This is a genomic window from Pseudoalteromonas sp. SWXJ133 (assembly GCF_015864365.1).
In the GTDB taxonomy this organism is placed as follows: Bacteria; Pseudomonadota; Gammaproteobacteria; order Enterobacterales; family Alteromonadaceae; genus Pseudoalteromonas; species Pseudoalteromonas arctica.
Genome location: NZ_JADYXJ010000012.1, coordinates 87,059 through 100,128 on the forward strand (window position 1 = coordinate 87,059; position 13,070 = coordinate 100,128).

Sequence of the window (13,070 nt, forward strand, 5' to 3'; positions counted from 1 at the left end):
GTTATTGCTTAACCCCTACAATGCTTTTATTAAACTTAAATAACAGCACTAAACAGGCAAACGAAATAGCCAGTAAAATAAGTGAAAGCTGATGCGCCGCCGTATAATTTAACGATTCAACATGGTCATAAAGCGCAATAGACACCACCTGTGTTTGCCCCTGAATATTACCGCCAATCATTAATACCAAACCAAACTCACCCAATGTATGCGCAAAGCCTAAAGCAAATGCGCTACCAATACTGGGTTTTAAAAGCGGAATAATTAAATGCACAAAGCGTTTAAACGGGCTTAACCCAAGCGCAATGGCTGCTTCGTTATAGGTTTGATTAATATGCTTAAACCCAGCCACAAGAGGCTGCATTACAAAAGGCAGCGAATAAAAAAGCGAGCCAATAACCACGCCCTGAAAACTAAACGCAAGCTGAGTACCCGTTAGCCAAAACCAAAACTGCCCAAAAGCGTGATCAGGCGAAAACAAAACAAGTAAGTAAAACCCTAATAACGTAGGCGGCAGCACTAAAGGCATTGCAATTAATGCCTCTAAAAATGGTTTAAATTTACCGTTATAGCCAGCGAGCTTGTAAGCCAGTGGAATACAAAAAACAAGAAGGAGCACTGCGGTTATAAAGGCAAGTTTTATAGTTAACCACAGCGCGGTTAAATCACTTTGAAGCATTGTTGTCCTTTATTCTGTAACCTAATTCAATTAACTGCTGCTGCGTAGCTTCTGTCATTAAAAATTGCATGAGTTGCTTAGCGCTAGCACGCTTTTTAGTCGAGCTAATAATAACGCCTTGTTGAATTATATCGGGATATTGATTTGTAGGCAGCACGGTGTAATCTAAATATTTTTGATCTTGCGTGTTACTATAAGCTGCCTTTAGTGATGAAACAGCCACCAGCCCTATTCCTACATTACCACTTTCAACAAACTGAAATGCATGCGTAATATTATTACCGTACACATAATTTACTGGCTTTTTAAAATGGTTATTCGCGTAGTGCTCTGAGGCACGCCCGTATGGTGAAAAACGCGGATTAGCAATGGCTACTTTATCATTTACTTTTTCAGCTTTGGGTTGCCACAAAGCAAGTTCGCCTAACGCGTAAGTGATTAAACTACTTTGCTCGGCATAGCCTTCTTTAATAAGTGATTGCGGTCGAAAATCGTCGGCCGATAAAAACACATCAAATGGTGCGCCATGCACTATTTGCGAATATAAAACACCGCTAGAAGCGGCTGATATTTTCACGTCAACATTAGGTAATGGGGATTTTTTTAGTAGGGTTTGCAATACAGTTTTAAAATTACTCGCTACGGCTACTTGCAGCGTTTCTTTTGCGTTTACGCCGCACGAAAGCATGCATGCGATAAGCAAAAAATAACCCAACCATGTATTGTAAAGCTTTGACATTATAAGTATTGTTTCAAAATAAAATGATTTAAGTAAGCAATATATATGAACGATGTTTGCAATGCACCCGGTTTATTGCCAATTGAAACTGCAATACAAAATATACTTGGCTCAATAACGCCAGTTAAAGACGTTGAAACCATCACTATAATGCAAAGCGTTGATCGCGTTTTAGCAAGCGATGTTAAATCAACTATAAACGTACCAGCGCATGATAACTCCGCAATGGATGGCTATGCGCTATGTATTTCAGATAAAAGCTTAACCTATACACAAGTAGGTAGCGTGTTTGCGGGTCAAGTTTTTGAAGGAACGCTTACCCTAGGGCAATGCGTAAGAATAATGACCGGCGCCGCCATTGCACCCGGCGCTAACGGCGTTGTAATGCAAGAAAACGCCTCGGTAGATGGCGATAAAATTACGTTTACCGCGCAACCAGAGCTAAATGAAAACGTACGTTTTGCTGGCGAAGATATAGCAATCGACGATGTTATTTTAAAAGCAGGCGATAAATTAAAAGCCGTTGATGTGGGGTTACTTGCATCTTTGGGAATTGCCAATATAGACGTGGTAAGAACCTTAAAAATAGCCGTGCTTTCTACAGGCGATGAGCTAATAGAACCTGGTCAGCCGCTTAAGCAAGGCGCTATTTTTGAAAGTAACCGCGCTGTTATTATTAGTGCGCTGCAACAAAAAAATATCGACGTGATTGATTTAGGGATTATCCCTGATGACAAAGAACTCATCACTAATGCATTTTTAAAAGCGAATGAACTTGCCGATGCCGTAATAAGCTCAGGCGGCGTATCGGTTGGTGAAGCCGACTTTACTAAAGAAGTGCTCAACGAAATTGGCGAAATTCACTTTTGGAAAATAGCCATGAAACCAGGCAAACCTTTTGCCTTTGGTAAACTAAGTAACAGTTACTTTTTTGGCTTGCCAGGTAACCCTGTGTCGGCTGCTGTTACGTTTAATCAGTTAGTAGAGCCTGCACTGCAAAAGCTGTCGGGTCTTGGTGAAGTAAACCCTAAAATGCGTTTTAACGCGGTTACTACATCCGTTATTAAAAAGCGCCCTGGCAGAGCCGACTTTCAGCGAGGTACTGCAACAACTAACGAGCAAGGTGACTTGGTGGTTGCCCCGTTTAATAAACAGGGCTCGGGTGTACTTTCGTCGCTTAGTAAAGCTAACTGCTTAATTGTGGTGCCAGCACAAAGCGGCAATATCGAAAAAGGCGCAACAGTAAGTATTGAGTTGCTATAAAGCCTAAAATGCTACAGCTAACTGTATAATTTAGCTGTAGCGCTGCTGCAAACCTTAAAATATTTTTATATTTAATGTTTGAATTAAACAATTTAACTTTTCGCTACGCCCTACAAACTCTTCTTTGCTCAATCTATTAACACACTTTAGCGCATTTTTAGTCGCAAAGTATCTATCATAACTTAGGCTTCTTTCGCATTTAACACTATACGTTGAGGGCCAAGAGCCGCCGGCACCCGTTGCTATGCCAACAACGTTACATGTAGCATCTATATACTGCTCCCATGCTGATATTTGCGCTTTAACTGCATCAAATTGGTAATCATCAGTTAGTTGCGCGTAAATTTCATCCATCATTTTACTGATTTTAGTTTTGTATCTATTACCCTCTAAATTATAAGTATTGCCGGTGTGCATTGCACCGCCTTCAGGCCAACCATCAGCGCTTTGTGCAAATGCGCCAAATGATGAAATAGCAAAAGCAAACCCAATAATAATTTTATTCATTTTAAATCCTTTTAATAGTTACCAGATACCTGAAAAAAACGCTCATAAAAAATGCCGCTAAGCTTAACTGAGCGGCATTATATTATTCAATAAGCTTTTAAAGAGGTCTATTTAAAAACCAAATATTTTTAAATCAAAAAACTTAGTCGCCACTGTATTTATAAATATCACAGCTAGAATGACAGGAATAAACGTTGAAAGTGAAAAGTTAACGTACTTTTCCATCAAGCTTCCCGCATAATTAGGCGAACCTAAGCTTAGCTCTTGCGTTAAGCGTGCTTTTTTCCAGCGGTACATTACAAACAAACACACCATTAAGCCATTAAGCGGTAAAATTGTGTCGTAAAATACATCAACAATAATATCAAAAAAGCTCTTATTAACGCCGCCATAACTGGTGAACGAAGTAAGGCTGTCAATCATACCAAACGACATTGTACATAAAATAGTAAGTACACCGGTTGAAAGTGTAAGGATGCCCAATGCTTTTTTACGGCTAATACCTCTACGGTCACTTAGTGTTGCTGTCGGTACTTCTACTATTGAAACAAGTGAAGTAATCGCTGCAAAAAATACTAATAAGAAGAATGAGAACGCAACAATAGACGCACCGACATAACCAATATCATTTTGCAGTGCTAATAATATTTTAGGTAGGTATACAAAAATCATTGATACAGACGAGTCAGAAAGTGCTGATGGGTCTGTGTTTGGATCAAAGCTAAATATAGCGGGCAACACCATTAGGCCCGCTACAAACGCAACGAGTGAGTCCGTAATAGCGACCATTTTAGCGCTACTTACAATGTCATCTTTTTTAGAAATGTATGACGCGTAAGTCATTAATATACCCATACCCAGCGATAGCGAGAAAAACGCTTGGCTTAATGCGCCATTAAGTACACTTGCACTCATCTTAGAAAAATCAGGAATAATGTAGTATTTAACACCGGCCATTGCGTTATCAAGCGTTAATACATAAGTAACTAAGGCAAGTAGCATGAAAAGTAAGGCAGGCATTAAAAATTTAGCGGCTTTTTCTATGCCTTGTTTAACACCCCCTAATAAAATTAAGTTAACAATAATAACCACAACAGCCATATAGCCAAACACAGTGTAACTATTAATAAAAACACCAAAGTGGCCAGGATCTGCAAGTAAATCTAAATTACCGAGACCTGTTTGCGTTAAGTAACCAAAAATCCAAACCGTAATTACCATATAAAACACAGCAATCATAAATGGTGTAAGCACCGCTAAAAAACCTGCTAGCTTCCATTTTTTATCGTTATTAGATAATAGCTTGTACGAACCAAGTGGATCTTTTTGAGCGTTACGACCCATTGCCATTTCAGCCATCATGACTGGTAAACAAATGAACACGACAAATAAAGCGTAAATTAATAAGAATGCGCCACCACCATTTTTGGTAGCAGAAACCGGAAAACCAACTAAATTACCAATACCAACAGCCGAACCTGCCGCTGCCATTATGAATCCGAGACGGGAACTAAATCGTTCTCTATTTTCGCTCATGCATAAAACCTTTTTATTATTTTGTATATTTCAGCGACTCTACCAGTGTTACACAGAGATTTTCAAGCAATTACAGCTTAAAAATAAAATCGAAGTGTAAACCTGTGTAAATACGCTTTTAATTCACCAATTTTCAACGCTGTGGTAGTATTGCGTTAATCAAATTTAACAATTTTTATGAGATTCCTTATGTTGTACATGATTCACTCAACAGACGTTGAAAACAGCTTAGAGCTTAGAAAAGCAGCACGCCCGGCACATTTAGCACGCCTTAGTGAGCTTGATTCACAAAACCGTTTATTAACTGCGGGTCCGTTTCCGGCAGTCGATAGTGAAGATCCTCAAGAAGCAGGTTTTACCGGTTCATTAGTTGTTGCTGAGTTTGAGTCAATAGAAGCAGCTCGAGAGTGGGCAGCAGCTGACCCTTACGTTGCCGCTCGCATCTATGAAAATACAATTGTTAAACCTTTCAAAAAAGTGTTCCCTGCTTAAAAGTGTATTAAACCCTAAGAGCGTGTGTTGCACTGTAATTCAGGGTTTGTTCACAAGATTTTAATTAAAATTACTGTGATAAAAGCGAATTTAGCGTTTTTACTTGAATTTTAGTAACTTAGTTAATTAAACTAAGTGGGTCTGGTCTAGGAGTTTTCCATTATGCGCGTATTATTAAGCCTCGGTTTTATTGCTTGTGTTAGCTTAGCTAACTTTGCTCAAGCAGCGACGGCCACCCAAGCATCTCATGCTGAGGTGGACAAAAAGAAAGCCGTAATACTTGCAAAGAAAACAATAGGCGGTAAGACCTTAAAAATTACCGAAAAAACAGATTTTTATACCGTACGAATACTCAAATCTGACGGCCACGTCGTTGATTTACATATAAATAAAAAAACCGGCGAAGTGAAAAAGGATTAACAAATGCGAATTTTAGTTATTGAAGACGATTTACATTTAGCAGATAACCTACGTAATGCTTTAGAAAAAGAACGTTACAGCGTGGATTTATGTCACGATGGTGAAGCAGGTCTTTTCCACATTACAGAATACCCGCTTGATATGGCCGTAGTTGATTTAGGTTTACCTAAAATAGACGGTATTGAGCTAATCAATAAAGCACGAGCACAAGGCATTACTATCCCTATTTTAATCTTAACAGCGCGCGATCGCTGGCAGGATAAAGTAGAAGGTTTGGATGCAGGTGCAGATGACTACCTTACTAAACCATTTCATGTTGAAGAACTTATTGCACGTTGTAATGCATTAATTCGTCGCAGTGCTGGTAAAGCAAATCCAGAAATGACTGCGGGTCCAATTAAAATTCATACACGTTCACAACAAGTATGGGTTGATGATAAAGAACTTAGCCTTACAGCTTACGAATATAAAGTACTTGAATACTTAATGGTAAATCCGCAAAAAGTAATTTCTAAATCAGAACTTACTGAGCATATTTACGACCAAGATTTCGACCTTGATTCAAACGTAATTGAAGTATTTGTACTACGTTTGCGTAAAAAGCTTGACCCTGAAGGCGTACTAAACCCAGTAGAAACACTACGTGGGCGTGGTTACAGGCTTAAAAGCCAGTGGTAATACCGCAAATATCGTTAAAAATAAGGCAAGGATTTATCCTTGTCTTTGTTTTATTAGTCGCACTCCCTATCTTATTTTATTCAATTGGCAAAGCGTATTACGCTTCACTTGTTGATGCGACAGAAAAAACCCTCGAGGCACAGCTCTACTCGCTAATATCTGAAGTCGACTTTACTGAGCATGGTATTATTATGCCCAGCACTATTTTAGCGCCTGAGTTAAACAGATTAAATTCAGACACCTACGCAATGATTTACCGCGATGATGACCCTGTTTGGAACTCAGAATCGGCTGTAAATTTAAACTATGTACCTCAACAAATAGAAACCAAAGCCGGTGCCGCCGACTTCAGGCGTGTGGAGTATAATAATACCGCGTACTGGCAACTTAGCCTGACTGTAATTTTAAACAACATAGATCAATCAGAACAAGCTCGCTTTATATTAGTCAAACGTAACGACGCTCTACTTCGTATAATGGATGGCTTTAAGCAAACCCTTGTAGATTGGATGTTTATCATGGGGATTGCAATTGCAGGCCTAATGGCGATTGGTTTCATTTGGAGCGCTCGCCCACTCCAACGACTCGATAAAGAAATAAAAGCGATTGAATCGGGTGATATTCAAGAAATTAAAGGCCTCTACCCTGTAGAGCTGCAAACAATAAAAGCAGACCTAAACTTGCTACTTGAGTCGCAACAGCGCCAAAAAGAGCGCTACAGAGCCTCATTAAGCGACCTTGCTCATGCTCTTAAAACACCGCTTGCAGTACTTAAATCAAGTCCATTGGCAAACGATGCCGATGCACAAGAACAACTCGACCGAATTAATGTGATGATCGAGCACCAATTAAAGCGTGCTGCAACCGGTGCATCAGACACGTGGAAAAAGCAAACACCTATTAAGCCAGTACTCGATTCAATACTCAGTGCTATGGCAAAAGTATACCGTGATAAAGATATTATTTTTACCTGCACCGTAACCGAAAAAGATTACTTTTTAGGTGACCAAACAGATTTAATGGAATTACTCGGTAACTTGATTGATAACGCCTGTAAAGCGTGTCGCTCGCAAGTAGAAATACAAGTAATCCAAAGTAAAACTCTGTGTATTGGAATTAGCGATGATGGCCCTGGTGTGCCAGAGGATAAACGTGAATCTTTACTTACACGTGGTACTCGCCTCGATACATACGAAAGCGGACACGGCGTAGGCATGGCGATTGTATCTGATTTAGTTAAGTCGTATAACGGGACGCTTACCATTACCGATGCTGATAACTTAGCCGGCGCTCAATTTATCTTAGAGTTTAATTACAATGACAAAAAGTAACTATTTATTAAAACTAACTGCCATTGTGCTATTAACTACAAGCCAGTACAGCTTTGCAGATGAGGCATGTACTTTAGCCGCTAAAGCAACAACCGATGAAGCTAAACGTTATATTCAATGCCTAGACACCCAAATTGATAAAACAAAACAAGTGCAAGGTAGTTGGATACAAAAGCGTAAATTTGAGCTAACTAAATTACAAGAAAGTACAGGCAATACACAAGTACTACCGTTATTTATGCGCAGCATTAGTGATAACGAAAAGTACCTAGAGAGCGCCTGTCAATGGCGCTACTTAATAAAACTCCCTAATATGACAACAGCAGCCATTAGCTATAAACTCTGTGAAATTGAGCTTATAAATCAATTTACAGAATCACTAAAACACCCATTTTAACGTAACTTAAGCACACTAAACTAGTTATACCAACCTGCATAAATCTTTGATCAATTTAACGAATTAAATTGCACTATAACGTCGTTAAAAATTTTTTATTTAGAACAACTAGATACAAAAATTTTTGCCTAGTTCTAGCGTAATTTTCTTAACGTTAAATAGACCTCGTATATAAGCAGATTGGTATTACGTTTCACTACTAGTTCCCTTTAGTCTACTTGACAATTTATTCATATCAAAACAAACTACCTACTAGTAGATTGCTAAATAGCTAATAGGTAAATAAATGACTAAACCAGTAATAATTATAGGTGGCGGACTCGCCGGCTTATACAGTGCGTATAAATTACAACTGCTTAATATTGAGTACTTATTACTGGAAGCTAAATCGCAATTAGGCGGCCGAATTTTTGCTGCGCAATCACCAATAAATAACGATGTTAGTTTTGATTTGGGTCCTACGTGGATATTTCCTCACCAACCAAAAATCCAAGCTTTAGTAAAGTCACTCCACTTAAGTATATTTGAGCAATACAACAAAGGTGATGTGTTATATCAAGCACCTAACGCCAAGCAGCCTCAACAAATTGCAGGTGCTGGAGATATGCAGTTATTTAGGCTTAAGCACGGCATGAATACCTTAATAACTGCCTTATACGGGCAACTTAATCCTGATTCAGTGTTATTAGAACACAATGTCACTGAGCTTAAAAAAGGTGATAATAACTGGCAAATTACGGTTAATCACTTAGGTAATATAAAGCAATTTACTACTGAAAAACTAATTTCAGCTATTCCTGCTCGTATGGTTACAACACACTTAACACCTGAACTATGGGCTACTCCAACGCTCATAAACCGTCTTAGTAGTGTACCTACATGGATGGCAGGACAAGCCAAATTTATAGCTACTTTTGAACATGCATTTTGGCGTGATAAAAACTTATCAGGACAATGCTTTAGTCGCGTAGGCCCAATGGTCGAAATTCACGATGCCAGTGCTGAAGATGGCAATTACGCCGCATTATTTGGCTTTATAGGTGTGCCCTACTTATCAAGAAACCAAGTAACTAAAGAGCAATTAATTCAAGCCTGTGCCCAACAGCTTAGCTATTTTTATGGTAAAGATGCTGAAAAGGCAACGGGGTATTTTATTAAAGACTGGGCAGACGATAAGTTTGTAGCTAATAGAGACGATCAAACTCAGCCTTCGCAGCACCCAGAATTTGATTTTTCAGGCTTAGATGAGCAATTAAATAACTTGAACATTCGTTTTGTAGCGAGTGAGTTTGCAAAACAAGAAGCAGGATATTTAGAAGGCGCAATAAACGCGGTGGATGACGCTATTAAATTGTTTGTTAATTAATAGCCCTGTATTTACTGATAACTTAACCATCAAGGGCTTTAATTTTACAGCCCTTGATAGTTATAGATGTTAGTTATTTTTAGCAACGTCTTCGCCACTGCCTAGTAGAGTGGCAACCCACTTACCTTCAGCACTGGCTTCTAAGCCTATTTTTACAATCATCGTTAATGGCACAGATAAAAGCATACCCACAGTACCTAATAACCAACCCCAAAATATTAATGATAAAAATACCACTAATGTTGAAAGGCCCAGCCCTTTGCCCAAAAACTTAGGCTCTACAATATTGCCCATTACCGTATTTATTGTTAAATAACCTGCAGCAACCAATCCCGAAATTAACGGACCTTGAGTAATAAGCGCAAGTAATACAGCCGGTACAGCCGCAATAATTGACCCAATATTAGGAATGTAATTGAACATAAATGCCAATACCCCCCACAGCACAAAGTAGTCAACGTCTAAAATCCATAAGTAAAACGCAGCAATAATACCCGTACCTAAACTTACTAGTGTTTTAATTGCCAGATATGAATTAATAGACTCTAAAAAGCGGTCAATTTGCTTCATTTTGCTATCGGGATCTTCAAGTGCCATGTGTATTTTTTTGCTCAGCATTGGCCCTTCAAACAACATAAAAACAACGGTTAAAATAATTAAAAACATGTTTGCCATTACGCCACCTAAACCGGTGAGCATATTAGTGGCTACATCAACCATTTTACCTGGGTCGAACATATTGATTAACTGTTCTTTATTAATCAGTATGTTGTATTGAGATGCTAAATCTACAAGCCATACAAATTCTTCTTTGAGTTGTGTTTTATACTCAGGAAGTTGCTGCGAAAAATCGTTTATTGATTGCCCTACAAGCCCGCCAAGGCTTACACCTAAGCCAACTATAATAAGCACTACCAACATAACAGCAATGCCTTTAGGAATTCGGTAGCGCGCAAAAAACTTGATAAGCGGATTACAAATAATGGCAATAAACGCCGCCAAAATAAACGGAATAATAATTACACTTGCCGCTTTTATCCCCGCGAGTACGACCACTAAGGAAGCAAAAACTATTAAGCTTTTATTTACTCCAGTTAAACTTGCCAATTTATTAATCCTCTTATTAATGATATGGCTTTAGTGTAAGGCAAAAGGTAATTAAATGAAATAATTACGAAGTGATCATAAAAGCCTGTTTTACGTATAAATTTGCAAAGCTGTTTGCTAGCGAGTATGTTTTTTAATCACTTGCTACTATTTTATTGTAAGGATTAATAATGCATATATTTGTTACTGGCGCGACGGGATTAATTGGTAAGCACTTATGCCCTTTTTTACTTCATCATAATACTGTTACTGTGCTTAGCCGAAATCCGACTAAAGCAAACGTATTATTGGGCCATAAAGTTAAAGCCGTAAGCAATGTTAATGCAGTAGATTTTAACACTGTTGATATTGTTATTAATCTAGCTGGCGAGCCTATTGTAAATAAACGCTGGAGCGACAAACAAAAGCAAATAATACGCGACAGCCGTATTGGTGTTACACAACAAATTAGTGAAGCTATTAAAGCTTGTAGCACTGCCCCACATACTTTTATATCTGGAAGCGCCGTTGGGTTTTATGGTCGACAAAATAGTAACCCTATTGATGAAACTTTTGAAAACCCACACGACGAATTTAGCCACCAGCTTTGTAAAGACTGGGAAAATGCAGCGCTACTCGCGCAATCAGAACACACCAGAGTGTGCCTTTTGCGCACGGGTATTGTTTTAGCTAAAAAAGGTGGAGCATTAAGTAAAATGCTACCCGCTTTTAAATTGTGTTTAGGCGGCCCAATTGGTAATGGCGAGCAAGGAATGTCGTGGATACACATCGACGATATGATTCAGCTAATACTTTTTATTATTAAGCATCCAGAAATATCTGGCCCTGTTAACGCAACTGCGCCAAACCCTGTAAGCAATGCTCAATTTGGTAAAAGCTTAGGCGAGGCGTTATCGCGACCTGCATTTATTCCTATGCCCACTGCAGCACTTAAACTATTAATGGGTGAAATGTCAGACTTACTAACAACGGGACAATTTGTAGTCCCTAAAAAGGCGCTCGTTCATAATTATCGTTTTCATCATCCTGATATTAAATCAGCTTTAGAGAGTTTGGTTTAGCGGGCGTTAATAATTCTTGAGGTAAAATATAAAAATTGAAAAAGCAATCCTTTTAACTGAATTGACCTTTTCTTATTAATACATAATAATTACAACAGTTAGTTAAATATATATTTCATCATTTTATAATAAAGAGAATAAATCATGTTTCATTTGCCTACTGTGATCTTCTTCTCTTTTATCCTTAACTTGTTCATAAGTTTATTTTTTCTCTCAATTTATAAATATAAAAAACAAACATCTTTTTTATTATTTGGTTTAGCCTGTGCCACATTCGCATTAGCCGAAATACTAGCATGTTTGCGCTTATTCATAGATCTTCCTTTAATAACCCACTATTTGGCTAGTGTTTCAATGATTACTAGCCCACTTTTAATTATTGTTGGACTATATAAATACAAAAACGTACAAAATATTAGCTTAATGCCTCTTTACTGCATATTTGGTTTTTCTAGCTTATTGTTATTGGCAATTTATCCTTTCGGTGCAGCAAAAATGCTAACGAGTTTAGTAATTGCCGGATTATTTATTTACACAGCGTATTTAATCAAAAGCATGAGCTTTGTTGCTAAAGCCCAGAAAAAGGCGTTAATTACCTGCTTTTTAGTGCACAGTGGAGTTATGTTTTTAAATGCTATATTTCTATCAATACCGGTACTTAGTTCGAGTATTCAAGATGTAGCAACCCCTTTGCAAATTGTGCTTATTAGTCATTTACTATTAGCCACACTGAGTGCTCTTATACTGCCATTTTTGTTATTTTCTAATAGTGAATACACGCTATCGAACCTTGCCAATACCGACTCTCTTACACAGTTATTTAATCGCAGAGGTTTTTTTAATAACGCCAAAGCAGTCCTTAAACAACCTAATAACAATAATATAGATGTATCTATAATTATTCTAGATATCGACTTTTTTAAGCATGTAAACGATAAGTACGGCCACGACACGGGCGATCAAGCAATTAAATGGATTGCGCAGCACATAAAAGAGCAATTTATTGATGAGGGTATTTGCGCCAGAATAGGCGGTGAAGAATTTGCAATATTACTACCAGACTATTCCCTACGAGCAGCTAAAGAATATGCAGAGCACTTACGTGAAAATATTTCTAAGCATCCGTTTTATTATCAAAACGCGCATATAAAACTATCTGTGAGCGCCGGAGTGAGTCACTCTGTAAATGGTAAAGTGAGTGTAAAAGACTTACTGTCGTTGGCTGATAAACGCCTTTATCTTGCTAAAGAAACCGGCAGAGATAAAGTAGTTAGCTTTGACGAAAAAAACCTCTTAATGCAGTGCTAATTATTTTACAAGCTATTATAAAAAAGGTTCTTCCTATAAAAACGTGGTAACTCTTTGTATTTATAGCCACTTGCTCCTATTTAGTTATATCAATTAGCTCAAGTATTTATGCAGGTTAGTATTAATCCTCTACATAAAAAAAGCCCTTCATTCGAAGGGCTTTGGTATACACAATAGAGTTAATAA

General features: G+C 38.0%; 14 protein-coding genes. 9 read left to right on the forward strand and 5 right to left on the reverse strand.

What is annotated here, in order from left to right; translation table 11 throughout:
* Position 1: 1 nt before the first annotated feature.
* On the reverse strand, positions 2–679 hold the full coding sequence (gene modB / locus I6F40_RS11030) for a molybdate ABC transporter permease subunit (RefSeq protein WP_002959821.1): 678 nt from the start codon (positions 677–679) through the stop codon (positions 2–4).
* Entirely contained in the window at positions 666–1,418 is a 753-nt protein-coding gene (gene modA, locus I6F40_RS11035; RefSeq protein WP_197192926.1) for a molybdate ABC transporter substrate-binding protein, read from the reverse strand. Before modA ends, modB begins: the two co-directional genes overlap by 14 nt.
* 45 nt (positions 1,419–1,463) lie before the next feature.
* On the opposite strand from modA, the gene moeA reads away from it, so the two are divergent.
* Positions 1,464–2,681 (forward strand): molybdopterin molybdotransferase MoeA, encoded by a 1,218-nt coding sequence (moeA, locus tag I6F40_RS11040; protein ID WP_166377620.1) that lies wholly within the window; start codon positions 1,464–1,466, stop codon positions 2,679–2,681.
* Between the two features lie 54 nt (positions 2,682–2,735).
* On the opposite strand, the gene I6F40_RS11045 is transcribed toward moeA, so the two are convergent.
* Together I6F40_RS11045 and I6F40_RS11050 are read right to left on the reverse strand one after the other, a co-directional pair.
* Complete coding sequence (locus I6F40_RS11045; RefSeq protein WP_166377621.1) at positions 2,736–3,188, reverse strand: DUF1311 domain-containing protein; 453 nt, start codon at positions 3,186–3,188, stop codon at positions 2,736–2,738.
* A gap of 111 nt (positions 3,189–3,299) precedes the next feature.
* Entirely contained in the window at positions 3,300–4,724 is a 1,425-nt protein-coding gene (locus tag I6F40_RS11050) for a sodium-dependent transporter (protein ID WP_166377622.1), read from the reverse strand.
* A 189-nt stretch (positions 4,725–4,913) separates the two neighbouring features.
* On the opposite strand from I6F40_RS11050, the gene I6F40_RS11055 reads away from it, so the two are divergent.
* From I6F40_RS11055 to I6F40_RS11080, 6 genes are all read left to right on the forward strand, one after another.
* On the forward strand, positions 4,914–5,216 hold the full coding sequence (locus I6F40_RS11055; RefSeq protein ID WP_197192927.1) for a YciI family protein: 303 nt from the start codon (positions 4,914–4,916) through the stop codon (positions 5,214–5,216).
* A gap of 162 nt (positions 5,217–5,378) precedes the next feature.
* The gene (locus tag I6F40_RS11060; protein ID WP_002959808.1) at positions 5,379–5,636 is read left to right on the forward strand and encodes a PepSY domain-containing protein; all 258 of its coding nucleotides are present in this window, start codon (positions 5,379–5,381) and stop codon (positions 5,634–5,636) included.
* Positions 5,637–5,639: 3 nt separating this feature from the next.
* On the forward strand, positions 5,640–6,314 hold the full coding sequence (locus tag I6F40_RS11065; RefSeq protein ID WP_007375447.1) for a response regulator transcription factor: 675 nt from the start codon (positions 5,640–5,642) through the stop codon (positions 6,312–6,314).
* Complete coding sequence (locus I6F40_RS11070) at positions 6,308–7,645, forward strand: ATP-binding protein (protein WP_010552535.1); 1,338 nt, start codon at positions 6,308–6,310, stop codon at positions 7,643–7,645. Before I6F40_RS11065 ends, I6F40_RS11070 begins: the two co-directional genes overlap by 7 nt.
* The gene (locus tag I6F40_RS11075; protein ID WP_166377624.1) at positions 7,632–8,042 is read left to right on the forward strand and encodes a hypothetical protein; all 411 of its coding nucleotides are present in this window, start codon (positions 7,632–7,634) and stop codon (positions 8,040–8,042) included. The genes I6F40_RS11070 and I6F40_RS11075 overlap by 14 nt, the downstream gene beginning before the upstream one ends.
* Before the next feature lie 286 nt (positions 8,043–8,328).
* Positions 8,329–9,408: a flavin monoamine oxidase family protein gene (locus I6F40_RS11080; protein WP_166377625.1), complete on the forward strand. Its 1,080-nt coding sequence runs from the start codon at positions 8,329–8,331 to the stop codon at positions 9,406–9,408.
* Positions 9,409–9,477: 69 nt separating this feature from the next.
* Here the strand turns inward: I6F40_RS11080 and I6F40_RS11085 are convergent, their stop codons facing one another.
* Positions 9,478–10,515, reverse strand: a complete 1,038-nt coding sequence (locus I6F40_RS11085; RefSeq protein ID WP_166377626.1) for an AI-2E family transporter — start codon at positions 10,513–10,515, stop codon at positions 9,478–9,480.
* A gap of 170 nt (positions 10,516–10,685) precedes the next feature.
* On the opposite strand from I6F40_RS11085, the gene I6F40_RS11090 reads away from it, so the two are divergent.
* Positions 10,686–11,576 carry a TIGR01777 family oxidoreductase gene (locus tag I6F40_RS11090; protein ID WP_166377627.1) on the forward strand — a complete coding sequence of 297 codons (891 nt, stop codon included), beginning with the start codon at positions 10,686–10,688 and terminating at the stop codon, positions 11,574–11,576.
* Between the two features lie 354 nt (positions 11,577–11,930).
* Entirely contained in the window at positions 11,931–12,884 is a 954-nt protein-coding gene (locus tag I6F40_RS11095; RefSeq protein WP_197192928.1) for a GGDEF domain-containing protein, read from the forward strand.
* Positions 12,885–13,070 lie beyond the last annotated feature (186 nt).